General features: G+C 42.3%; 23 protein-coding genes. 8 read left to right on the forward strand and 15 right to left on the reverse strand.

From position 1 onward, the window contains the following. Nucleotides 1–58: 58 nt before the first annotated feature. Nucleotides 59–955: a formate/nitrite transporter family protein gene (locus H513_RS0111145; protein WP_026800825.1), complete on the forward strand. Its 897-nt coding sequence runs from the start codon at nt 59–61 to the stop codon at nt 953–955. A gap of 46 nt (nt 956–1001) precedes the next feature. Here H513_RS0111145 and H513_RS0111150 read toward each other — a convergent pair whose 3' ends face one another. The 4 genes from H513_RS0111150 to H513_RS0111165 all read right to left on the reverse strand — a co-directional run bounded on the left by H513_RS0111150 (nt 1002) and on the right by H513_RS0111165 (nt 5625). After that, nucleotides 1002–2585 (reverse strand): L-lactate permease, encoded by a 1584-nt coding sequence (locus tag H513_RS0111150; RefSeq protein WP_026800826.1) that lies wholly within the window; start codon nt 2583–2585, stop codon nt 1002–1004. Between the two features lie 208 nt (nt 2586–2793). Then, nucleotides 2794–4125 (reverse strand): hypothetical protein, encoded by a 1332-nt coding sequence (locus H513_RS0111155; RefSeq protein ID WP_026800827.1) that lies wholly within the window; start codon nt 4123–4125, stop codon nt 2794–2796. Nucleotides 4126–4322: 197 nt separating this feature from the next. Continuing rightward, entirely contained in the window at nt 4323–5072 is a 750-nt protein-coding gene (locus H513_RS0111160; RefSeq protein ID WP_026800828.1) for an anti-sigma factor, read from the reverse strand. Beyond that, nucleotides 5062–5625: an RNA polymerase sigma factor gene (locus H513_RS0111165; protein WP_330981691.1), complete on the reverse strand. Its 564-nt coding sequence runs from the start codon at nt 5623–5625 to the stop codon at nt 5062–5064. Before H513_RS0111165 ends, H513_RS0111160 begins: the two co-directional genes overlap by 11 nt. 220 nt (nt 5626–5845) lie before the next feature. Between H513_RS0111165 and rnz the strand changes: the two genes are divergently transcribed. The 3 genes from rnz to H513_RS20095 all read left to right on the forward strand — a co-directional run bounded on the left by rnz (nt 5846) and on the right by H513_RS20095 (nt 9185). Then, nucleotides 5846–6775, forward strand: a complete 930-nt coding sequence (gene rnz, locus H513_RS0111170; RefSeq protein ID WP_026800830.1) for a ribonuclease Z — start codon at nt 5846–5848, stop codon at nt 6773–6775. Between the two features lie 13 nt (nt 6776–6788). Continuing rightward, nucleotides 6789–8156 carry an aldehyde dehydrogenase gene (locus H513_RS0111175; protein ID WP_036770016.1) on the forward strand — a complete coding sequence of 456 codons (1368 nt, stop codon included), beginning with the start codon at nt 6789–6791 and terminating at the stop codon, nt 8154–8156. Between the two features lie 657 nt (nt 8157–8813). Next, a complete protein-coding gene (locus tag H513_RS20095) occupies nt 8814–9185 on the forward strand; it encodes a DUF948 domain-containing protein (RefSeq protein ID WP_036770013.1) in 372 nt (123 codons plus the stop codon). 301 nt (nt 9186–9486) lie between these two features. On the opposite strand, the gene H513_RS0111185 is transcribed toward H513_RS20095, so the two are convergent. The 4 genes from H513_RS0111185 to H513_RS0111200 form a co-directional block, all read right to left on the reverse strand. Further along, the gene (locus H513_RS0111185) at nt 9487–9978 is read right to left on the reverse strand and encodes a metallophosphoesterase family protein (protein ID WP_026800832.1); all 492 of its coding nucleotides are present in this window, start codon (nt 9976–9978) and stop codon (nt 9487–9489) included. An 18-nt stretch (nt 9979–9996) separates the two neighbouring features. Beyond that, entirely contained in the window at nt 9997–11415 is a 1419-nt protein-coding gene (locus H513_RS0111190) for a glycoside hydrolase family 18 protein (protein ID WP_026800833.1), read from the reverse strand. A gap of 99 nt (nt 11416–11514) precedes the next feature. Further along, nucleotides 11515–12129: a YpjP family protein gene (locus H513_RS0111195; RefSeq protein WP_026800834.1), complete on the reverse strand. Its 615-nt coding sequence runs from the start codon at nt 12127–12129 to the stop codon at nt 11515–11517. 201 nt (nt 12130–12330) lie between these two features. Then, nucleotides 12331–13107: a 3-hydroxybutyrate dehydrogenase gene (locus H513_RS0111200; RefSeq protein ID WP_026800835.1), complete on the reverse strand. Its 777-nt coding sequence runs from the start codon at nt 13105–13107 to the stop codon at nt 12331–12333. 123 nt (nt 13108–13230) lie between these two features. Here H513_RS0111200 and H513_RS0111205 point away from each other — a divergent pair, with 123 nt between their 5' ends. From H513_RS0111205 to H513_RS0111215, 3 genes are all read left to right on the forward strand, one after another. Beyond that, nucleotides 13231–14112 (forward strand): LysR family transcriptional regulator, encoded by an 882-nt coding sequence (locus H513_RS0111205; RefSeq protein ID WP_026800836.1) that lies wholly within the window; start codon nt 13231–13233, stop codon nt 14110–14112. 130 nt (nt 14113–14242) lie between these two features. After that, the gene (locus tag H513_RS0111210) at nt 14243–14617 is read left to right on the forward strand and encodes a CidA/LrgA family protein (protein WP_026800837.1); all 375 of its coding nucleotides are present in this window, start codon (nt 14243–14245) and stop codon (nt 14615–14617) included. Continuing rightward, nucleotides 14614–15294: an LrgB family protein gene (locus tag H513_RS0111215; RefSeq protein ID WP_026800838.1), complete on the forward strand. Its 681-nt coding sequence runs from the start codon at nt 14614–14616 to the stop codon at nt 15292–15294. Before H513_RS0111210 ends, H513_RS0111215 begins: the two co-directional genes overlap by 4 nt. Before the next feature lie 44 nt (nt 15295–15338). On the opposite strand, the gene H513_RS0111220 is transcribed toward H513_RS0111215, so the two are convergent. The 5 genes from H513_RS0111220 to H513_RS0111240 all read right to left on the reverse strand — a co-directional run bounded on the left by H513_RS0111220 (nt 15339) and on the right by H513_RS0111240 (nt 20269). Beyond that, nucleotides 15339–15746 (reverse strand): DUF4944 domain-containing protein, encoded by a 408-nt coding sequence (locus tag H513_RS0111220; protein WP_026800839.1) that lies wholly within the window; start codon nt 15744–15746, stop codon nt 15339–15341. Nucleotides 15747–15808: 62 nt separating this feature from the next. Beyond that, nucleotides 15809–16303 carry a hypothetical protein gene (locus tag H513_RS0111225; protein WP_026800840.1) on the reverse strand — a complete coding sequence of 165 codons (495 nt, stop codon included), beginning with the start codon at nt 16301–16303 and terminating at the stop codon, nt 15809–15811. 159 nt (nt 16304–16462) lie between these two features. Beyond that, a complete protein-coding gene (map, locus tag H513_RS0111230; RefSeq protein WP_026800841.1) occupies nt 16463–17206 on the reverse strand; it encodes a type I methionyl aminopeptidase in 744 nt (247 codons plus the stop codon). 85 nt (nt 17207–17291) lie between these two features. Next, on the reverse strand, nt 17292–19556 hold the full coding sequence (locus H513_RS0111235; protein WP_026800842.1) for an ABC transporter permease: 2265 nt from the start codon (nt 19554–19556) through the stop codon (nt 17292–17294). After that, nucleotides 19553–20269 carry an ABC transporter ATP-binding protein gene (locus H513_RS0111240; protein ID WP_231572109.1) on the reverse strand — a complete coding sequence of 239 codons (717 nt, stop codon included), beginning with the start codon at nt 20267–20269 and terminating at the stop codon, nt 19553–19555. Before H513_RS0111240 ends, H513_RS0111235 begins: the two co-directional genes overlap by 4 nt. 249 nt (nt 20270–20518) lie before the next feature. Between H513_RS0111240 and H513_RS0111245 the strand changes: the two genes are divergently transcribed. Further along, entirely contained in the window at nt 20519–21169 is a 651-nt protein-coding gene (locus H513_RS0111245; protein ID WP_026800844.1) for a DsbA family oxidoreductase, read from the forward strand. Nucleotides 21170–21305: 136 nt separating this feature from the next. Here the strand turns inward: H513_RS0111245 and H513_RS0111250 are convergent, their stop codons facing one another. After that, nucleotides 21306–21536 (reverse strand): DUF3892 domain-containing protein, encoded by a 231-nt coding sequence (locus H513_RS0111250; protein WP_407946625.1) that lies wholly within the window; start codon nt 21534–21536, stop codon nt 21306–21308. Between the two features lie 43 nt (nt 21537–21579). Next, entirely contained in the window at nt 21580–22827 is a 1248-nt protein-coding gene (locus H513_RS0111255; RefSeq protein WP_026800846.1) for a DNA polymerase IV, read from the reverse strand. Nucleotides 22828–22868 lie beyond the last annotated feature (41 nt).

Here is a 22868-nt window from a genome sequence, read left to right on the forward strand (position 1 = left end):
ATAGGTTTGTGTACACGTTATGAGGGAATAGTGGTTTAGAATGAATGGAGGGAGTACGATGCGCGACGAGAATAATACAAAGCAAGATCGCAACGAAGAAGAGGAAGGAACGGCCATAGAACCAAGAACAAACCCCGACCGTCCTCAGCGACAGTTCTATATACCTTCTCAAATTGTTAGTGAGTTCGCTGAGAAAGGACGCGAGCATTTAAAGAAACCCTTTACTTCTCAATTCCTATTAGCCATTACAGCAGGGGCATTCATGACATTTGGGGCTGCCTTTTCAATTCTGTTGGCGCTAGGTGTCGAGGCGAAGGGAATTTATTATCTATTATCTGGATTCGGATTTGCAGCTGGTTATGCGATGGTGTTCATTTCAGGCTCCGTCCTGTTCACAGAAGCCAACGTGCTCGTTCCGACCTACTTATTCAACTCATTTAGTTATGAACGAAGAAGCATATTGAAATTCTGGCTATCCGCCTATATAGGAAACATTGTTGGTGCCGTACTTGTAGCTATTGCTATTAAACTATCAGGTTCATTGTCTGAACCTTTCTACACAGAACTATCGATGTATATAGAAAATAAGATGAAGTTCTTGAAACACGGAACTGTTGGCTGGTTCCAAATACTCTTATCAGGAATTCTTGCCAACTGGCTTATCGGAATGGCTGCATTCCTAACTACCGCTGCACGTGACATTACCGGTAAGATACTCGGTACAGCCTTACCTGTCATCTTGTTCGTCGCAGGTAACTTTCAACACAGCGCAGCCAATATGGGCTATTTCAGCCTTGGCATTCTATCTAAACCAGATTACACCTGGTATGAATTTATCTTCTTCAACTTGATTCCAGCAAGTATCGGGAACATCATCGGTGGAGCAATTCTCGTTTCTCTACTCTTCTCTTATGCATACCGAGAAGATATCAAAGAAGCTTTAGGCAATAAATAACATCAATTGTAAAGAGGGGGAGCTGCCCCCTCTTTATTACGTCTTACTAGAGTAAGATTAGCAGCAATGCTCCCCCAACCCCTGCTACGATGCCATATAAAAGAGCTGGACCAACTGTCTTCCTTAAGATTTCCCCCTCTTGACCAGCCAAGCCAACCACCGCAGATGCGGCGACGACGTTATGCACGCAGATCATATTCCCCGCTGATGCCCCTAGCACTTGGGTTGCAAGTACAGCGTCTAGGTTGATGCCAGTTAAGTTGGCAATTTGCATCTGAATGGGAGAGAATGTAAGAGAAGATACCGTTGCACTTCCTGTAATAAACGAACCTAACTCACCTAAGAACGGAGCAACGAAAATCCAAACTCCACCAAATGAATCAGCAAGCGTATAGGCAATGTAGTCTGGCATGCTTGCAAGGTCGTTTGAGTTCAGTCCTGAATTCGAGAAGATTTGCACCATGACTAACGTAAAGAGAAGCGCAATTCCCGCTGTCTTCACAGAACGTCCAGCCATAACAGATGCGACTAGAAAGGTTTTAATCGATTTTCTTTGCACAAGGATGGCAAGGAATGCTGCAATCGTTAAGATCATCCCTGGTGAATAGAGCACTTGCCATGCAGAAGAAATTCCTTCATACCCAAGAATGCTATTCCAAGAAAGGTCAACCGCTTGTGTACTCATTCTCTTAACTACTGGAACAAGACGGGTCAAAAGCAAGAGTAGGATTACAATGACGTAAGGGGACCAAGCAATCCATAAGTTCATTCCACCAGACTCTGATTCCTCACTATCTTCATTGTCAGTCGCACCCCACTTGTCAACAGGCAACAACACTCCTCGCTTCGCTGTGACAGTCGCAACAGCCAATGCAGTAACAGCAGAAAGCATGGCAACAAATTCATGTCCAAATAACCAAGCATATAGGAGCGCACTTAGAGAATACGTGGCTCCGACAAGAAATGCCCAAGGGAACATCTGTGTAACATGACTCCACTTTCTCTCTTCCCCAAAGAAGAAAACAAGCAGGAAGATGAGAAGGAATGGTAGCCAAGTGGCACCTAACAAATCAATGAATGCGGTTTTAATCGCAATTTGCTGGAAGAAAGACGGCTCCGCCATTGGTAAGTTTCCTAAACCTACCTCAATTGGTGTGCCGACAGCGCCATAGGATACTGGAGAACTATCTGCGACTAGCGCTAATACAACTGCTGAGAGTGGTGTGAATCCAAGAGCAACGAGCAAAGGCCCAGTTATCGCTGCTGGAGTGCCGAATCCAGATGCCCCCTCTAATAAAGCTCCAAATAAGAAGGCAACGAGCACTACTTGAACTCTCTTATCATTAGAGATTCTTTTAAATCCTCCATTAATGGCTAGAACGGCCCCAGTTTGTTTCAGGGTTTCAAGCAGTACAATCGCACCAAATAGGATAAAAAGAATCGTAATTGTTTTATGACTACCTTGAAGTATCGATGCCATCAGAACATTCTCTTCTACTCCCCAAATAAAGAACGCTAATAGTCCAACAATTAGAGCGCTAAGAGCCATCCCTTTAACGGCACTCATCCGTAACCCGACAAGAAATAGAAATGGAAATAGGATTGCGCTTAGTGCAACGAGCAAATACATAGAATCTCCCCCTCAACCAACCTGATAGCTATGATGTGTATCTCTACTTCCATTATATATGAGTTTCGGAGGTGCCATATGTAAGGTGTATGGACATTATGTGAAATATTTCACATAATGAATTACTAATAACAAACTTCCATGTATGTGTACTCTAAGTCATGAAATTAAGCCCAGGCCATCAGCCTGGGCTTTCCTGAAAATCTAATTAAGCACGTCGTCTAGCATAAACTGCCGTTCCAGCCAATAAGGCTAAGATTGGCACTAGATACCAAGCTAGGTTAAAGGATTGCGCCGTTCCTCCCATTCCTGTCTTCGGCATTTCAGAAGGCATCTCAGTAGCAGCAAACTGTTCTGGGAATTGTGCTACAAATCCAGAAGAAAGAGCTTTACCTGCTCCATACATATGTCCGTAGGATTCACGTAACATTGTGTACGTGGTCTCGTAATCTTCCATGGCGTAAGAATCGAATGTTTGGATCAAATAGTCTACATGGCTTGCTAAATTCTTAGAAAGAGTATCAGCTTGCAGTTCACCCTTTGTGGCAGTTTCTAAGAATTGTGAGAAGTCCGCACGGTAGTCTTCTAACGCTTGTAGAGCCTCTTCTTTAGCGGCTTCATCCTCATTAGCACTTGCCTTAACGTAGTCTACGAAGTCTCCGATATGTCCTGACCACATCTCTTTAAACTGATTACCCGCTTCTTCACCATAAATGGAAGCTATGGCATTTGAAAGGTCTTCAGTGTTATTGCTTAGTGCTGTAACAGAAGCCTCATAATCTTCAGCACCGTCTATACCATTTTGCATGGCCATCATCGCTAGACCAGCATGTTCAGCTAGCAAATGGTTTAGATTTGAACGGAGGTCAGCCGCTGGTGTAACTGCTTGTGTGTTGTTAAATTTATCTGGGAACTGGTTTACAATTGCACTTGAAAGCCCTTTACTCACACCATACATGTGCTCAATCGCTTCACGCTCATATTCGTATGCTTCTTCATAATTTCCTGCCACGTAATTGTCAAATGCGCTGATGAGTTGATTGATATGCATCTGTAGGCCTTCAGCTAATTTCTCAGCCTCCAATCGTTCACCGGTTGCTTTCTCCATAAACTGAGAGAAATCTTTACGATATTGATCCAACTCTTCTAGAGCTTGTTCTTTCGCAGCTTCGTCGTTATTTCCCGTTCCTTTCACGTAATCGACGAAGAAACCAATGTGATCAGACCAAATCTGTTTGAATTGTTGTTGCGCTTCTTGTCCATATACGGACCCAATGGCTTTAGATAAATCTTCTGTATTAGCAGAGAGCGCACTAGCTGAATTCTCAAAGTCTGCTGCACCTTCTGCGCCCTTTCTCATTGTTTCAGCTGCTAAATAAGCATGTTCACTTAAGAGTCGGTCAAGTGAAGCTCTCAATTCTACCGCCTCCGTCGTCACAGTAGGTGTCGTGTGATGCTCCGCATTTACAATCCCTGAAGTCGTTGGTAGCAATAAGGATACGCTCATTGGAACAACGAGCAACGTCTTTTTCATGTTCATGTTTCTCTCCCCTTTTCAACTTATTTTCACTAAGCTATCGAGAGGAGATTCTATTTGGATCACATTTCACGAACATTTCTTAAAAAAAGTTATACCACCCACTTTGATGATTCTCTTTACCCACCACAGAAACGAATTTATTCACGGATAATAAAAGAACCAGTACACATCAATAGAATGTGTACTGGTTCTTACTCTTATAGCTCTGAACTTAAGATAACAGTTCCTTGAGGGGTTTCGCTTGAAGCATCGGGTTCTTTGGAGATTGCGATGGTATCCCACTCATCCTCTGTTTGTTTGTTTAGAGCATACGCGACCGCACCTTCTCCAGCATCATTAACGGTAAAACTCCCTGCTCGTATTGGCGTATCTCCTTTAATCAGCCAGACTTGATACACTTCATCACCTTGAAGAGAGTCAAGTTTGTCAGCTTCAACGACTAACATCTTGTCATTATCTTGTTGAATAATAGAAGCTGTTGCCCCTCCTGTTTGTTCACCTTGGAGGACAACCTTATTCTTAATTTCATCGATGCCCTCTGCAAATTCAGATGAAGAATCCCCATTCATAGCGAGCAAGTAGGCGTTGCCTGCTAGTGACAGGAACAAGGCTGCTGCTAGCAAGTTTTTCGTCCAATTTCGTTGAAGCACATTTCGGACATTTCCCTTCTTCTCTTTACTTTCTTCCTGCTTATTCTCAAATGACGTTCCATCCACTTCGACTTCTTCTTCAGCAAACACATGTCCGAGCACACGTTCTTTCATCCCTGGTGGAGGGGAGGATGGTTCAACAGAATAAGGGAGGTCTTCCATCAATTCTTGTAGTTCCTTGACTTCATCCGCACATTCCTGACACTCTTCTAGATGTTTCAAGAACGCTTTCTCTTCACGTTCACTTAAGTTTCCATTTACATAATCGATGACTTGGTCAGCGTATTCATGTGACATCCCCAAGACCCCCTTTCTCCTTCAGTTGACCCAACTCTTTCTTTAAATGCTTTAATGCTAGCCTAATTCGCCCTTTCACGGTTCCTAACGAGAGATTGAGATGGTCTGCAATCTCTCGCTGGGTTAGTCCTTTAAAGTAAAATAGGTTCACAATGCTTGCTTGTTCATTCGATAACGTTTGAACGGCTTTTCGCAACATTTCTCCACGCTCTTTCCATTCTAGTAAATCTTCCGTTGAAGGTTCGTATTCATCGTAGTCTTTGTTATCTTCCAATGTGTAGTTTTGATTCTCTTTCTTCTTAAGCAGATCAATCGCCGTATATCTCATCACAGTTAACAGCCAGGATGAGAACTTCCCTTTCGTTGAATCGTACTTGGCTCGCCTCGTCCATAGTTTGAGAAATAGTTCTTGGACAGCTTCTTCAGCCATTTCGTTTTGTTGACACGTTCGATAAGCCATTGAGAACAGCAGCTTCTCATATTTATCATACAATGCCTCAAGGGCTTCTTTGTCTCCATTTAAGAGACGCTGATACAGCTCCTCATCATTCATGAACATTCTCCTTCTACAAAATTCGTACATTCATCATAGCATAATGAATGGAAGAAAGATGAGGATGGAAACACCCCTCTCTCTATCTATTCGATTGAACAAGACAAAAAGATCAACCTGTTACAAAACCTCGCTGCTATTCCTCCCTTGTCATATCTGTTACACTGTTATTCAATAACAAGTAATTAGAACGACCTATAGATCGTCTAGGAGGAAGTCAATGGAATTACATTTTCTTGGAACTGGTGCAGGCGTACCTTCAAAGAAGCGCAATGTATCTAGTTTAGCACTCCAAATGCTTCAAGAGCGAGGCAGTACCTGGCTATTTGATTGCGGAGAAGCCACCCAGCACCAAATTCTACATACAAATATTCGTCCCCGACGTATTGAAAAGATCTTTATCACCCACCTGCACGGAGACCATATCTTCGGCTTACCAGGCCTACTTGGTTCCCGCTCATTCCAAGGCGGAGAAACTCCACTTGAAATCTATGGACCTAAAGGGATTGAGGCGTTTGTCGAGACTGCTCTCACCATCAGCGGGACGCGCCTAAAATACAATATTGAAATTATAGAAATTGACGAGGAGGGCATCATCTTTGAAGATCATCAATTCCTTGTTGAATGCCGTTCTCTCGACCATGGTTTATCAAGCTTTGGATACTCCATTCAAGAAAAGGATTCACCAGGAGAATTGCTTGTTGACCAATTAAAGGCAGATGGCATAGAACCTGGTCCCATTTATCAGAAGATTAAAGACAACCCAACTGTTACACTAGAAGATGGAAGGGTATTGAATAGAAAAGACTATATCGGCCCAGACAAAAAAGGACGCAAGGTGTGCATTTTTGGAGATACGAGGTATGTTCCGAACTTGACAGACTTCGCCCGAAATGCAGATGTGCTCGTTCATGAGGCTACGTTTGCAGAGGGGGAAGAAGCCATGGCTCACGACTATCATCACTCGACAACCATTCAAGCCGCTCAATTTGCGAAGGATAGCCATGTACAGAAGCTCATCTTAAACCACATCTCGTCACGGTACCAAAACGATATGCTAGAAACCTTAAGAGAACAAGCTAGAACCATCTTCCCACACACCGATATAGCAACGGACTTGTCTCACTTTCAAGTCCCTAACCAAACCTAAAGGGGAAATCGTTATGACGATTCAAGAACTGATAGATAAACAAAAGGCGCTTTACCATACAGGACAAACAAAGCCTTACGAATTCCGGATTGCAATGCTTAATAAGCTCAAGAAACTAATCAAAGACAATGAAACGTCTATATTAGATGCATTGAAGAAAGACTTGAATAAATCTGAATATGAAGCCTATACAGCCGAAATTGGCTATTTGTATGCGGAAATTAACCATATCATTAAAGATTTGAAGCATTGGATGAAACCAACGAAAGTAGCTGCTCCACTCACACACAAAGGATCAAAAGGGATGATTTATAAAGAAGCTTACGGAGTTACCTTGGTCATCGCGCCATGGAATTATCCATTTCAGTTAGCCCTTTCTCCAGTACTAGGAGCTATTGCAGGTGGCAACACCGTGGTATTAAAGCCATCCGAACTTACCCCTAACACGTCTCACTTGTTAGCGGACTTGATCACGAAGAACTTTGACCGTGCCTATTTCTCTGTAGTTGAGGGAGACAAGGACGTCAGTCAGAAACTGCTCGACCAACGTTTTGACTTGATCTTCTTTACCGGCAGCGTGCCCGTTGGGAAAATTGTCATGGAGAAAGCGAGCCAACATTTGACTCCAGTAGTATTGGAGTTAGGTGGTAAAAGCCCTGCCATTGTGGATGAGGACGCTGACTTAGACCTAGCAGCGAAACGAATCATATGGGGGAAATGCTTGAATGCAGGACAAACGTGTATCGCACCTGATTACTTATACGTTCACGAAAGTGTGAAAGATGCGTTACTTTCTAAACTCGTTGTAAGCATTAAAGAAATGTACGGGGATCAACCACTAGAGAACGAAGAGTATAGCCACATCGTCAATGAACGCCATTTCGACCGTTTAGTAGACTATATTCATAATGGGAACGTCTTTCACGGAGGCGAGCACAAGCGAGAGAACTTAGTGATTGAGCCAACAATCTTGACTGACGCTACGTGGGATGATCGTGTGATGCAGGATGAAATCTTTGGGCCAATTCTGCCCGTGTTCACCTTCCACACTATTGAAGAAGTTGTGGAAGCGGTTCGTTCTAACGAGAAACCACTGGCCCTTTATTACTTCACAGAAGATGAAGATCGACAACAACATATCATTGAAGCACTTCCTTTCGGAGGTGGAGCTATGAACGATACCCTGATGCATATCACAAATCCGAACCTGCCATTTGGAGGAGTGGGACAAAGCGGCGTTGGTTCTTATCACGGCAAGGCAAGCTTTGATGCATTCACCCATGAGAAGAGCATCTTAAAACAAACAACTAAATTTGACTTCGCCTTTCGTTATCCATCTTCAAAAACCGGGTTAAGTGTAATCAAGAAGTTGTTTCGATAATGATGGAAGACAAGCTTAGAGAGTGCTCTAAGCTTGTTTTTATTGATCAGAAATCGTGATGAACAAGAAATCGTGCTTTAAGAAATATCGTTACCCTCTTCTCTTCCTTGCATAATGGGAGATGATGTGTAAGTACAAAGCGAGGTTGATGGTAGCTACTGCATAACATCCCCGCTAGACCCGTTAGCAAGTTTAAACCTCATGCTAAATTCTCTTTGAAACAAATATGAGACTCATTCCAAACATGATAACCAACAGCGAGATTAATAGAAAGATACCTCCAAACATGATAGCTGGAATGAGGTAACAGGCAGCAACAATTACTATGAGCCAGCCACTTACGAATAAACAGCTTGAGAATAAATCAATCAGATTATTTATAGATTCGCCCTCCTTAATCTATAAGACTTGATTTCGAATACTAAGACTTGTTGGCGCAGAAATGAACCAACCGATTGTATAACAACTTATGTACTCTTTCCTCATTTCAAGTAGGATTACCTAATTCACGCCACACTTTTCCGCCAATTTAACTAATGGCCCCAACTGAAAACCATACTTATACGAATGAGCATTTTTATACTAACAAGTGTTGTGATAAGGAATGTCCGAACCTTCACCTCCATAGACTTACAGAGAAGAAAGGAGGTGGTCTTGATGATTGAGTGGAGTGTTACTCTTGCAGCTATCGCGTTTATTTTCCTTGTCATTTTTCTGATTCTGACGTTACGGAAACTCATGGAAACTATAGCTGAAACAAAAGAAACACTGACTGATGCCCGTAAATCCGTAACCAGCATTACAGATGAAGCGGAAGAACTAATACATGAAGCCAACAAAATTTCAGATGATGTAAAAGGAAAAATGGAAGCTGTTGATCCGTTAATTGAGTCAGTTCATGATGTGGGAGACATGTTACATGATGTTACTAGTTCAATAAAAAGAACTGCTTTAAAAAATGAAAATAGGAAAACCATCCATACACAAGATAAAGAACAGAATCAACCTGTGCGTATTAAATTGAAGTAAGCAGAATGAAGCAGTGGAAACGCTGTATCCAAAAAGCTGAATTGTTCCATTATGTCAAGATGAACATCAAAATAGATAAAAAGGAAGAACGCATCGACTCAAAGGAGGTGAAGTTCTTCCTTTCTCACATTTGTAAACACAATTCAGTAGTTCTGGTAAATCTACCCCCTACATTCTGCTAGGTGAAAATGCTGTAATAGAACAAGAGAGGCTTCCAATTAGATACCTTTCAATCGACTTACACCCAAAGTATCATTATGTAAGAATTGCCCCCTTCTTTCTGCTTGCTCTCCCTTACACTTTAACGAAAATAAACATGCTCCACCATGAATCCTTCTTCATTCACGGTCATCTTTCCGAAAGAATGATAAGGAAGTTTCCGTTTGTACGTTGGGGAACCAGGGTTAAATAATAGGATCCCATTGTGATAGCGTGACATGGGGATGTGTGAATGTCCGAATATAATCATATCTATCCCTTCCTCCTGGAACGCTTGTATTGCTCGCCTTTCCGTTGTTCCTCGCTCGCCATGACCATGCACAAGGCCGATTTTCATTCCTTGTATCGTTACAATGTGTCGCGCTGGCAAGAGTTCAAGAATAGACTCATTATCTACATTCCCATAAACGCCTTCTGTTGGTGCATACGAGATAATCTCCTTGTAAACATCACTTGTTTGCCAATCTCCTGCATGAAGAATGTAATCTGCATCTTTCATTTCTTGTTTAAGAATTTGAGGAAACCCTCTTGTCTTTGAAGGCAAATGAGTATCGGCTATGATGATTACTTTCACATGGTCTTCCTCCTTTCTTTACGAATACTTCTGGACAATCACCGTTTCTTCTAGTAACGGCCAGACTGCTTCAAATGGAAATCGTAAGTCCCAAAAGCTAATGCCTCGAATATCTAGCTCCACTGCTAATTGTATTTTAGCTAGTAGACTTCTAACGTCTTCAAACCATACAATGTGCTCCTTTGTATTCGCGTCTAGATAAGTGAAATATGGCGCTTGGTCTTTCCAATCATATAGTATCTCACTCCCATAGCTTGCTGCTCGTTCAATAGCATAGGACGGGGAGATTGTCTTCGCTTTTGGATTCCCTTGCTTGTACGGAAGTGTCCAGTCTCTCCCATAGAGCGATCCACTGACCATGAGCTTATCTTTCGGGATAGCAGTCTTCGCATACTCCATGACTTTACGTATTTCTGGCAACGGAGAGATTGCTTGTGGAGGCCCACCTGCCCACCCCCATTCATACGTCATCACAATTACGATATCAACGATTTCCCCTATCGCTTCATAATCAAACGCCTCGTACAACAGACCTTTCTGGTCAGAGCGTACTTTAGGAGCAACTGCAACAGCAACAATAAGACCTGAAGCATGAAATCGTTCTACGAGCTTCGTCAAGAAGAGGGTAAATGCCTGTTGGTCTTCTGGCAATATATATTCGAAATCAACGTTCACACCTACATATCCTTTCTCCTTACAGAGGGAAAGCAGTTGATCTAATAGTGTCGTTTGAATGTTTGAATCTGTAAGAACGGTATGGACAAGGTCAGAGCTGAAGCCTTTGTCGTCAAAGTTCGTGAGGCATAACATGGGAGCTACCCCATTTCCGATAGCTGCGTTTACATAGGAATCGTCTTTGATTGGACCAAGCGTACCATTCTTTCTCACATTATAACTAAACGGACACACATACGTTAGTTGACCTGCGACTTTCTCTAATTTGTGAATACCCTCCTGCAGAATTATAGTTGAATAACCGTTGACTTCTAAGACAGGGCGTTGTTCACGTGGAATGTATAGCTTCTGACCAATCCGAATTAGTCCATTAGCAGGCAATCCATTCACATCAATAAGCCGTTTAACAGATACCCCGTAATCCTTAGACAATTGCCACAACGTGTCCCCCGGCTCTACCGTATGTAGTTGATTCGGTATTGACACCATTTGTCCGACGGCAAGGAAATTCGGGTCTTTTATCCCGTTGTGGTCTACAAGCGACTGTACGGAAAGGCCGTAGATGGATGCAATCTTGGTTAATGTATCCCCCGGTGTAACCGTGTATACCCGGCTCCTTAATGGAATAAAGAGTGCCTGCCCAATTACTAACGTATCTGCATCTACGAGATCATTCGCATACTGGATTTGATTGATTTCTGTACGGTATAAGTTCGCAATCTTGTATAACGTGTCCCCTCGTTTCACTACATGATTGGTCATCCTTCCCCCTCCTTCGTACTACTTTATGATTCACTACCCCATGAGATAACAAAAAAGAGCCCCTCTTGCCAGTAGGCAAAAGGCGCTCTCTGTTTAGCTTTAGGAAGTCATCCACTTTGGAGGTGTATTCTTATCCCAATACACGTCACCAATCACATAGTGCTCTTCAAATTGATCCTTGTAACTATGGTAGTGGAAATTAAACCAATACCCTTCACCTGGTCGGTTGTCTCGTCTCACGTGGAATTTCGCCAGTACTTCTTCTGTACGACCATCCTGCACATTAAAGATTCGTTCACCATAACCAGCGCTTGGCGTCTCCGCTACTTCTAGATACCTTGTTCGGTCTTCTCCAAGTTCTACGGTTAATTGCTGTATAACTTCTTCTATACGTGGGAGAATAACTTCTTCCATTTCATCTTCTACTTTTTGATAGATTTTAGGCCCCAATTTCGTAATTGTTTGTTCCTTTGCTTGGTCAGCCATCCATTGCACAGGGTCGGAGACATACGCGTCCCCATCACTACTATAATCAAGTCCCCCTTCGTACGGAATGGTAGATTTCAAGTGGAGGGGTGTTGTCTTAAATGAATCCTCTTTTTCTATTTTACCTTGGTCTGCTACCTTCGCATCAATGTCTATAGAAGGTACGTACATACCAAGCGTCATTACGGCAACGAGGGCTACAAATCCCTTCCGCATCCATCGCTTCATTACACATAACTCCTTTATATGTATACCTTCTCTACATTCTATCATGAATAGAGATAGAAGCGTTCAGAAAAGTCCGTTATTTCACAAAAGATTCATCACATAATCCCTTTGGTTAAAATGATGCTAGCCCTGTTCACCCCGTTTACTTCTTCCTATTAAAAAAAGGAACCCAAGAGATTGGGTTCCTTTCGAAAGACTCACTTATTGAGCTGTGTAACCACCATCAAGAACAACTGCTTGACCTGTTACTCCTTTAGCTTTGTCGCTAGATAGGAATAGAGCGTAGTCAGCAATTTCTTCTGTTTGGATTAGACGCTTCTGAGGTACAAGTGGGAAGATAACCTCTTCAAATACTTGGTCTTTCGTGATGCCGCGTGTAGTCGCGATATCTTCTAGTTGACCTTGTACAAGTGGCGTATCTACATAACCTGGGCAAAGCGCGTTAACTGTGATACCTTGGTCAGCTGTTTCAAGTGCTGAAACTTTAGTAAGACCAATGACACCATGCTTCGCACTGTTGTATGCAGCTTTACCAGAGAAGCCAATTAAGCCGTTAATAGAAGCCATGTTAATGATACGGCCGAAGCCTTGGTTACGCATATGTGGAATTGCGTATTTAGTTGCCATGAACGGACCAACAAGCATGATGTTGATCATTTGTTGATACTTCTCAGTTGGGAACTCTTCTAAGTTCGCAACGTGCTGAAGACCAGCATTGTTCACAAGGATGTCAAGACGACCATAATGTTCAATTGTCTGGTCGATTGCTGCCTTTACATCTTCTTCGTTCGAAACGTCACATTTTAGTCCAATTGCATCATGACCTTTCTCACGTAGAGAAGCTGCAACTTCTTTTGTTTTTTCTTCATTTAAGTCTGTAATAACAACTTTAGCGCCTTCATCAGCGTATTTTTGGGCAATATCTAGTCCAATACCGCTAGCGGAACCTGTTACTAGTGCTACACGATTTTCAACCATGATTCTACCTCCTTAAGTATCTATCAAATATAATTGACTAGTACAGTTTACCGAGACTATGATGAATCTGTAAAGCAATTTGTTCATAAAATATTTATATTATATTAGATAGGAGCTGTTGACATGGATGTCAGACAATTACAATATTTTATAGAAGTAGCAAAACAAGGTAGTTTCACAAAGGCATCTCAAGCGCTCCACCTGTCCCAACCAGCATTAAGTAAAATGATCCGTAATTTAGAGACTGAACTCGATGTCACCTTGCTAGACCGCTCAAAGAAACAAATTCACCTAACAGACTCAGGCAAAGTTGTCTATGAACAAGCCCAACGCGTTATGGGGATGATGGACGATTTGACCTCTTCCTTATATGACACAGTCCATTTAAAGAAAGGCACAATCCATTTCGGCTTGCCACCTCTAATTGGGACCCTCTTCTTCCCTGAGATTATTGCCGAGTTCCGCAAACGTTACCCAGGACTATCAATCAAAATCTCAGAATTCGGTGCAATCAAGGTCGAGCGTACAGTAGAAGATGGAGATAATGATCTCGGGGTAACCGTAGGCCCTGTTGATGATACGCTGTTTCACTCCTATCCACTGAATAAAGAACCAATGAAGGTTGCCCTTCCTTATCACCATCCACTTGCACACCGCGAAACCATTAAGTTGGCTGAACTCCGTGACGAGAAATTTATTTTCTTTCATGAGGACTTTGCCATGCACGAAATGATTCGACAACAATGTATTGAGAAAGGATTCGAGCCTGATGTAGAACTTGAGACTTCCCAGTGGGATTTCATGGTCGAGATGATTGGGGCGAATATTGGCATTGCGATTCTGCCGCAATCCATATGCGAGCGTATCAGCACACCTAAAGTTACCAGCATCCCTTTAACGGACCCAGTTATTCCATGGGATTTGCAAATCATTATGAGAAAGGACCGTTACCAGTCTTATGCAGCTAGAGCTTTCCTTGAATTTATCCAAACGCACAAATCATAACTAAAAGTTATGATTCAGATGAACATTATGTATTTCACTTATCGTTATATTCCTCTTAAACTAGACTCATGATAAAAAAATGACAGGTTAAAAGACTGTTGCAACATCAATAAGAGAGGAGTAACGATAAATGGTGAAATACTGGTTCACGGTAGCTTTGCAATTCATATTAATTAATGTATTCTTTGGCGCTGGATTAGTACTACAGCATCTAACACACGCACCAATCCCAGGTAGTATTTTCGGTTTGTTGCTTCTCTTTATCGCTCTTAAATGGAATGTAATTAAGTTGCAGTGGGTTGAAGAGGCAGGGAAATGGCTGTTAGCAGAGTTACTGCTGTTCTTTATCCCGGCTGCTGTTGGCATTGTCCAATATCCAGACCTTGCAGGATGGGAAGGAATACGAATCCTACTCATCATCGTCGTAAGTACCGTATCCGTCATGGCTGTCACAGGCGTCGTAGCTGACCGCATAGCGAAACGCAGAAAGGAGGAAGCTGCATGAGCTATTTGCTCCTCACACTTGCTGTCTATGCACTAAGTAAACTCTTGTATAAGCGGTTCAAACAATCGTGGCTCACACCACTTCTGGTTGCCCCGGTCCTATTAATCGCCATTCTCGTTGTCTTTAAGATTCCCTTTCATCAATATGAGTCAGGGACAAGCTCTATTAGCTACTTTTTAGGTCCTGCTACCGTAGCTTTTGCGATACCGATGTATAAACACTTGCATCTGATTAAGAAATTCACAATTGAGATTATTGGAAGTATTACAGCTGGTTCAACCTTTGCTGTTCTGTCTTCCTTTATCCTCGCTTCTATCGTTCAATTAAGTGGTAGCTTTGTGACAAGCATTCTCCCAAGGTCAATAACAACGCCAATTGCAATGGAGGTCTCAAAGACCATTGGTGGTGTCCCGACATTAACAGCAGCGTTTGTCGTGATAACAGGGATTATCGGAAGTATTGTCGGACCCTCCATCGTTAAGTTGTTTCACTTAAAGTCTCCAGTTGCGAAAGGGCTCTCGCTCGGTACTGCCGCTCACGGAGCTGGCACGTCCAAGGCGTTTGAATTTGGTGACCAGGAAGGTACTTTCTCAAGTTTAGCGATGATTATTGCGGCTGCCATTACGCTCTTATGGGGCAATACATGGATGCCTGCCTTACAGAACTGGATGATATAAAGAACCACCGCTCAAAAGAATGTATTCCTCTGAGCGGTGGTTCTTTATTGTTCCTTTAATAGGATTGTTTCTTGTTTCAACTCTTGTCCATCTTTCCAATCTAGCGACAGTTGGACAGTTGAATCGGATTGTGGGCGTTCGTCAAATTCAGCAAATTGAAGTGTATCCTGTACGACCACGTCAATTTGTTCCTTTAAATACTTTCCTTCAACGGATTGGCCATCTACTTTATAATCTAATCGTATGAGTTCGAGACGATCCCTCTCTACATCCCCATTATAATAAAGCTGCCCAAAGTACGTACCTTTAGATTGTTCATCCTCTGTAATCGCGACTTTCCATTCCCCACTTTGGCTAATCCCTTCCCAAGTAGGAGTCTTAAATAAAGACGCATAGATGATTAATCCAAGAATAATGACACCGATGAGGCTAATGCTTGTTGTGCGTTTCACGTTAGATCCCTCTTTTATTATGCTACCTATAGGTTACCCCGAGGGGAAAACGCTTAATCTACTTATTTCGTATGGTCCATAAATGCTAGAGCAGTTTGAATCAGCTTATCTTTACTGACGGTTTCATCTCTTGAGCTTTCTCCCATAGAACGGTACGTTAGTTCATAGTAGAGGTCTCCTTGTTTCCATGTCAACGTCTTTGAGAATCCATTGTCTACGTATCCTCCAGGAATTCGTTGATCAATCAGAATTGGTGATTCCCCACGGAGGCTTTCTTGTTGTTCTGTTGAAATCTGAATAGACAATACATGGTTCTCATCAGAAAATGTAGTAAGTTGAATATCATCGTTTGCTTTACTTACGGGTTCGACTAGTGTATTGGATGTTTGAATAGGTAGGTAATCAGGCCAATGGATGGAATGAGGATAGTCGTTAAGTTGTTCTTGAACGTCACTTGTATCCCATTTGTAAAATCCGTCGGGCGCTGATTCAATGATAAAATTAGAAGGTATTAAAAAGAGCAAAGTTAAACCTAGTATCCGAATGAACATCCTCATGCCAAAACCACCCTTAGTTTGAATTCTCTTTTATTTTATCAAATATCAGCACCTCATTGAGACTAATTTTCTAATAAAATTCTGTAAATAATTATTACACAATTTAACAACCTTGAAACATTCTTCTCATTTCAATTAGTAGTTTGTCTGCCGCTGCCCCTATTCACTTTGTTCAGTCACAATAACCGGGCCATCCTTCGTGATATGGATCGTATGTTCAAATTGCGCTGCCCAAGACTCATCTAGCGTCCTTGCGGTCCAGCCATTGTCATCCTTCACTGCAAACCAATTCCCATCCGTCAGCATCGGCTCAATAGTAATAAACATCCCTTCCCTAAGCACTTCCCCTGTTCCTTTCTGTCCGTAATGAGGAATATTAGGTGGTTCATGGATTGTCTTGCCAATCCCATGCCCTACGAATTGACGTACAACACTAAAGTGAGCTGATTCTGCATAACGTTGTATGGCTGCGCCTATATCTCCGACGCGATTGCCTACGACCGCTTGTTGAATACCAATGTCAAGCGCGTGCTTAGTCGCATGGAGCAAGTTCACTGCACGCTCATGAGGGGCCCCCACCAGATAACTCCAAGCAGAATCAGCTAACCCACCTTGATAATTGGCAACGAAATCAATAGTAACTAGATCGCCATCCTTTAACGGTGTACGACGAGGAAAGCCATGACAGATCTCGTCGTTCACAGAGGCACATGTTGCATAAGGATAATCCCGATACCCTTTTTGTTCTGGAGTCGCGCCATGCGTTCGTAGATAGTTCTCTACGAATGAATCCAATTCAAGTGTCGACACTCCAGGTACAATCCGGTCTCTTAGTTGCTCGTGACATGAAGCTACTAGTTCACCCGCTTTGTACACATTCTTTATCTGTTTCTCCTTATTCATCTGTTCATCCCCTTCCGTTTCTCTATCCTATGTTCATGATAAACAAAAAAAGCCGATTTACGTATGTAAATCGACTTTTAACGTGTTAATCTTGTTGTCGTTTCAGGGCTTCTTGTAGAGATACTTGCTTCAACTTTCTCCTAGAGAAGAACATGGAGATAAAGTACGTCACAAATATAAGTAGAAAGCTAATGACAACGGTAAACCACGTCAGGTTGACAGGGAAAGAGAACCCTGTTTCTTCAACGACCGTACTCATTAATCCATCTAAACTAGCCATTGAAAGAGGGATTGAGATGAGATATCCGACAACAACTGCCGGGGTGTACACATTGATAATCAGTTTCGATATTTCAGCATCTTCATACCCCAATACCTTTAGAAGGGAGATCGTTGAAGAGTTCTCCTCTACAACGAGATTAGTCAGCAAGGTCAAGACCACAACACCAATTAGGATTGCGAACGCTGCGATGCCAAAGACTGAGTAACGCATTAACCCAGATGTATCTTCGAAGTTTTGAATGACTTCTTGTTTATCTTCGATGAAAAGGACGTTCTCTTCTCCTTCCGGCTCTGACGAAGTCCACTTGGACGTATAGCTGTTAGAAGGATATCCTAGAAAATCAGTTACGGACGACTTATTGAAATAAATCTGCTTCCCAATGTAAATGGAGGAGATTCCAATGACCTTCTCCTGAAGCGTCTCATCAGTAAGATCATTTGAGAGTTTAATTGTATCTCCAACCTGAACCGATAGTATCTTCGCCATAGGCTCAGAGAGGATAAACCCTTCTGCTAATTCCTCATTTAACACTTCATCCGCCTGAGATTGAAGCTTTATCATATTCGTTCCTGGCTCAACACCGTAAAGTGCGCCATCCGCGTCTCCCACTTCGTCGCCATTTACCTCTTCAATCCTCACTTCGGCAGATACGAATGGACTGTCACCCTCACTCAATTCTTCTGTCTGTAGTCCTGAATAATGAACCGCATAATCATACGTCATCACGTCTTTATACGTTCCCTCTACAAGTTGGTCCATCGCATTGTACATTAAGAACCCAAATATAAGAAGGACTGAGGAGAAGACGACCCCTACAACCATATAGACAAGCCGAGCCTTACTTCGCACAAGAAGGCGTAGACGAAATCTCGAGATAAAGCTCCCTTTCTGAAATAGGGGAATTCGTTCAAAGATAGATTTCGTTCCCTTAGCCATATCAGCAGGCTTTAAAAGGGATAGCGGTGACAGTTGCAATGGCTTCCGAATCACCCAGTAACTCATAGCAATCAATACAAGGTTTGGTATGATAAGACCGATTACGAGTACAGTAGGATCAAAGTCAAAGTAAGAAATGCTAGGTAGATTGTAATAGACCGAATAAAGATTCGTAAGTGGCATAGAAAGCAGCCCACCAGTTACTACCCCACCCAGTGACCCAATCAATCCTATGAAGATTGGATAGGACATATAATGTCTCATCAGCTCATGTTCGCGGTAACCAAGTGCCATTAACGTACCGAGCTCTTTCCTTTGCATCTCAAGGCGTCGTTTCATCAACATCATCACCATAGCTACGGATAGCGCTAGGATAAACAAAGGCAACGCAGTAATCATTTGCTCAGAACTATCAATCTCTGATTCTACAAATTGAATTCTAGGGTTTCCTCCAGATTCCGTCCAACTCACAAGCTGGTTTTGCTCTGCAACTGATTGCTTGAGAGATTGAAGCTGATTTTCTTCTACCCCAATTCCATGCACAGTTCGATATGGTTCGTTAGACAAATCTACAACTGCTTCACTTGTTCCAAGAGCAATCCCAAATTCACTCGCATCACTGATTAAATCCGATTCCCGTTCAATCATATAAATATAGTCCGGTAAGTAAAAGAATCCAGTAATTGTCCATTCCCTGTCCTTCAGATTAATTTCATCGCCAATTTGAAGGTTATGTTCTTCAGCGAAGACCGGTGAAAGGGCAATTTCATCTGCCTTAAGAGGATACTCTCCTTCAGAGACGTAAGGTTTGTTCACAGTCTCTGTTTCAGAGAAGACACGTAATGTCGCACTGTCGTAGGCCACATCAGCATACAACCGTTCTTCCAGTTGAGCGTCGTATTCTCCCTCAAGCTCTTTAAGGCGCTCTTCAGTTACAGGCTCTGTTGTCATGAAATTGAATTGTTCCTGATTGTATTCAGATTTGAACGTAACATTTCTTGTTTCTAGAGTGGAGATGGACATGGATAACGAAACATATAACATAACAGATAACAAGAGTAAGAAGATTACTCCTCCAAATTGGAATTTCTTCTCTTTTAAGTGGCGGTTGACATTCTTTCTAAGAATCATGCCCACGTCACCTGCTCTGGGTCGATGAGTTCATCATTCCAATGCTCCTCCACTATTTCTCCACTTGCCATACGAATTACTTTATGGGCCATATCACCAATGCCTTGATTGTGCGTAATGATACAAACCGTCGTGTGGTACGTATCATTCACAAACTTCAACAAGGATAAGATGTTCTTCCCTGTGTGCTCATCTAAAGCACCTGTAGGCTCATCACATAAAAGAATGTTCGGATTCTTAACGAGTGCACGAGCAATTGCGACACGCTGTTGCTCCCCCCCACTTAGTTGATAAGGAAATTTATCTTTCTTATCCCACATCCTAACCTTCTCTAAGACGTCCTTCATATCCAACGGATTTTGACTCAAGTATCGTCCAACTTCTACATTTTCTTCAACTGTCAATGTGGAAATCAAATTATATTGTTGGAAGATGAATCCGATGTTCTGTCTACGATATTCCGTAACTCCTTTTCGTTTCAACTTTTCTAACGTCACATCATTTACTTGTATGGATCCCTCATCATGAGGCTCAATTCCACCTACAAGATTCAGTAATGTGGACTTCCCAGATCCAGAAGGCCCGAGAATGGTTACAATTTTACTTTCAGGAATTGTAGTCGTTACATTCTTTACAGCCTGCACATGTACTTCGCCACTCTGATAAGATTTACTAACATTTGTAAGCTCAATCGCCATATGGTTCATCCCCATCTGTTTTGTAATATAAAAGCTTATATATTTCATTTCTACTTCATCTTACTACATGCCCCTAGTGGTTACAACATTAAATGAACGATATCCTATGAATTATTTCAAAACTAAACCTCTTTTACACTTCTACATTTAATTTATGAAAGAAACTCCTTATTCCCTCCATAATTTTCCGCTGTAAGCAATTCCTTTGTGGTTATCATAAAATCTTGTTAAAGTTCAAGTATCGTACGTTAAGGAGGATCAACAATGACTGAAGAAAATCATAAACTCGTTATTTATTCGGACTTTATTTGTCCATTTTGCTACATTGGTAAAGTGAACGCAGAACGCATACAAGAACAAAACCCAGGTATGGAGATTGAGTGGAGAGAATTTGAACTGCACCCAGAAGGCCAACCTGATGCAAGCGGCGCATATATGGCGCAAGCCTTGGAAAATGTAAAAATGTTAGCTAAAGAATATAACATTGATATGAAACCAGAAGTGCTTACAGAAGTTACATCAGATTCCCGTAAAGCACTAGTTGGATTCGAATATGCGAAAGAACAAGGAAAGCCTGAAGAATACCGCGAGCAGGTCTTCCACGCTTACTGGGTAGAAGGAAAAGACATCAGCGAAGATGACGTACTAAGAGAGATTGCAGAAACAGTTGGACTAAGCCCAGATGGTTTACTTGCCGCAATCCAAAATGATACGTATAATACCGAGCTTAGAAAATCTATCCGCGGAGCCTATGATGCTGGAATTACAGGTGTGCCTACTTATGTATATGGCGACTATAAAACAGTTGGTGCACAGCCAGTATCTACACTACAGCGTATGATTGACGCTCAAAAAGAAAAAGACATGCTAGAAAGTGACCCAACCGGTCTTTCTTGTGGCCCAGAAGGCTGCTAATAAAAACCCCCTTCTCGTTTATGAGAAGGGGGTTTTATTGAATGTAAGAGCGCTTTTTGTTTTGCAACATGCTCGTATACATAGAAATAACCAGTAGTACCACAGGGCACTACTGGCATTATTTTGTTTAACCAACCTATTCGTAAGTTGGCAAAGCATCTAAATTGTTTGTAGGATCACCATCTGCGTTGCCTCGAATATACATTTCGCCATCTTTCCCTTTAAATACGTTGGCTCCTAGTACGTTGCCATTGTTCACTTCACTTATTGCTTCTTCATACGTTAATTCTCGTCCCGATGAGGTTCTGAAAGATTCGATATCTCCATCACCGTTTTTTCGAACAGCTGAGAATATTTCTTTGTCCATCTTCATCCCTCCTTGTGCATAGCGTACCCTGATAACTAAGTTTCTATCCTTTCTTATAATCATCCAGAAAGTCCTTTTGAAAGCTTGTTGTCGGGGATGAATCGGTTGACGGAGGGAGTTGTTTAAATGGGTTCGTTCCATACTTTTCTGTAAGCTCGTCAATGGCTTCATAGAGCTTCTCATTTTTAGCGGTTTCTTTGTACGTAAAGAGTGACAATTGTTGCGTAAGCTCTGTTACGTCAATAAAGTCATGGGCCGTTACGCCAAGTAGGCGGATGGGTTCTTGATTCCAGTGTTGTTCCCACAACTGTTGAGCATAGTGGAAAATGTCTTCTTCCTTTGAAATATACTCAGAAAGCTGCTTACTACGGGTAATGGTCTTTCGGTTATGATAGCGAATCATCACTTGGATATTCCGAGAAACAACTTGTTTTCGCTCCATCCGGTCGGCAACTTTCTTGGAGAGTTTCCGTACTAGCTGCAAGATTTCATTCTCATCTGTCGTATCGTGGGGTAACGTCTGGGAGTTCCCTATGCTCTTAAATTCTGAAACAGCTTCTGGATCGACAGGGCGTTGATCTTCTCCGTTTGCCCGTCTTATTAAACGCTCCCCGTTCACTCCTAATAACCTTTTAAGTGTCCATACATCGGCATTTGCGAGGTCATGGATGGTGGAGATGTTTACTCCTTTTAACTTTTCAGCGGTCTTCTGTCCAACCCCATACATTTCTTCTACAGGGAGCGGCCAGAGTTTCTCCTCTATATCCCGCTTTCGAAGGATCGTAATACCTAGCGGTTTCTTCATATCAGAAGCCATTTTCGCTAAAAACTTGTTCGGCGCAATGCCAATACTACAAGGCAGGTCTAGTCGTTCCTTGATTGTGTTTTGAATCCACTGAGCAATCTCAGGAGGTGAGCCCATACCACCACAATCTGTAATATCTATATATCCTTCGTCAATAGACACAGGTTGTACCAAACTGGTCACTTCTGAGAGAATCGTGAACATTTCACTGGACGCCTTTCGATATTTGTTGAAATCAGGACGCATGACAATTAGCTCTGGACACAAGCGACGGGCCTCCCAAAGTGGCATGGTTGTCTTAACCCCTTTTGCTCGTGCCTCATAGCTGCTCGTCACTACAATCCCCTTCCGCTCTTCTGGATTCCCAGCTATCGCCAAAGGCTTTCCTCTCAATTCAGGGTTGTACGCCATCTCAACAGACGCATAGAAACTATTCATATCTACATGCAGAATTACGCGTCCATTCTTCGGATACCAGCGCGACATCGACCCACCTCCTTCCGTACTCGAACATTAGTTCTAGTATA

It is taken from the genome of Pontibacillus halophilus JSM 076056 = DSM 19796 (genome assembly GCF_000425205.1).
Classification (GTDB): Bacteria; Bacillota; Bacilli; order Bacillales; family BH030062; genus Pontibacillus_A; species Pontibacillus_A halophilus.

Excerpts from the sequence above, each read along its gene's own strand:
- H513_RS0111255 (WP_026800846.1), bottom strand. The coding sequence starts at position 22,827 with ATGTCGCGCTGGTATCCGAAGAATGGACGCGTAATTCTGCATGTAGAT.
- H513_RS0111245 (WP_026800844.1), top strand. The coding sequence starts at position 20,519 with ATGACTGAAGAAAATCATAAACTCGTTATTTATTCGGACTTTATTTGT.
- H513_RS0111145 (WP_026800825.1), top strand. The coding sequence starts at position 59 with ATGCGCGACGAGAATAATACAAAGCAAGATCGCAACGAAGAAGAGGAA.
- H513_RS0111190 (WP_026800833.1), bottom strand. The coding sequence starts at position 11,415 with ATGACCAATCATGTAGTGAAACGAGGGGACACGTTATACAAGATTGCG.
- H513_RS0111200 (WP_026800835.1), bottom strand. The coding sequence starts at position 13,107 with ATGGTTGAAAATCGTGTAGCACTAGTAACAGGTTCCGCTAGCGGTATT.
- H513_RS20095 (WP_036770013.1), top strand. The coding sequence starts at position 8,814 with ATGATTGAGTGGAGTGTTACTCTTGCAGCTATCGCGTTTATTTTCCTT.
- H513_RS0111250 (WP_407946625.1), bottom strand. The coding sequence starts at position 21,536 with ATGGACAAAGAAATATTCTCAGCTGTTCGAAAAAACGGTGATGGAGAT.
- H513_RS0111195 (WP_026800834.1), bottom strand. The coding sequence starts at position 12,129 with ATGAAGCGATGGATGCGGAAGGGATTTGTAGCCCTCGTTGCCGTAATG.
- H513_RS0111165 (WP_330981691.1), bottom strand. The coding sequence starts at position 5,625 with ATGAATGATGAGGAGCTGTATCAGCGTCTCTTAAATGGAGACAAAGAA.
- H513_RS0111235 (WP_026800842.1), bottom strand. The coding sequence starts at position 19,556 with ATGATTCTTAGAAAGAATGTCAACCGCCACTTAAAAGAGAAGAAATTC.
- H513_RS0111205 (WP_026800836.1), top strand. The coding sequence starts at position 13,231 with ATGGATGTCAGACAATTACAATATTTTATAGAAGTAGCAAAACAAGGT.
- H513_RS0111215 (WP_026800838.1), top strand. The coding sequence starts at position 14,614 with ATGAGCTATTTGCTCCTCACACTTGCTGTCTATGCACTAAGTAAACTC.
- H513_RS0111240 (WP_231572109.1), bottom strand. The coding sequence starts at position 20,269 with ATGGGGATGAACCATATGGCGATTGAGCTTACAAATGTTAGTAAATCT.
- H513_RS0111150 (WP_026800826.1), bottom strand. The coding sequence starts at position 2,585 with ATGTATTTGCTCGTTGCACTAAGCGCAATCCTATTTCCATTTCTATTT.
- H513_RS0111155 (WP_026800827.1), bottom strand. The coding sequence starts at position 4,125 with ATGAACATGAAAAAGACGTTGCTCGTTGTTCCAATGAGCGTATCCTTA.
- H513_RS0111225 (WP_026800840.1), bottom strand. The coding sequence starts at position 16,303 with ATGAGGATGTTCATTCGGATACTAGGTTTAACTTTGCTCTTTTTAATA.
- map (WP_026800841.1), bottom strand. The coding sequence starts at position 17,206 with ATGAATAAGGAGAAACAGATAAAGAATGTGTACAAAGCGGGTGAACTA.
- rnz (WP_026800830.1), top strand. The coding sequence starts at position 5,846 with ATGGAATTACATTTTCTTGGAACTGGTGCAGGCGTACCTTCAAAGAAG.
- H513_RS0111160 (WP_026800828.1), bottom strand. The coding sequence starts at position 5,072 with ATGTCACATGAATACGCTGACCAAGTCATCGATTATGTAAATGGAAAC.
- H513_RS0111175 (WP_036770016.1), top strand. The coding sequence starts at position 6,789 with ATGACGATTCAAGAACTGATAGATAAACAAAAGGCGCTTTACCATACA.
- H513_RS0111210 (WP_026800837.1), top strand. The coding sequence starts at position 14,243 with ATGGTGAAATACTGGTTCACGGTAGCTTTGCAATTCATATTAATTAAT.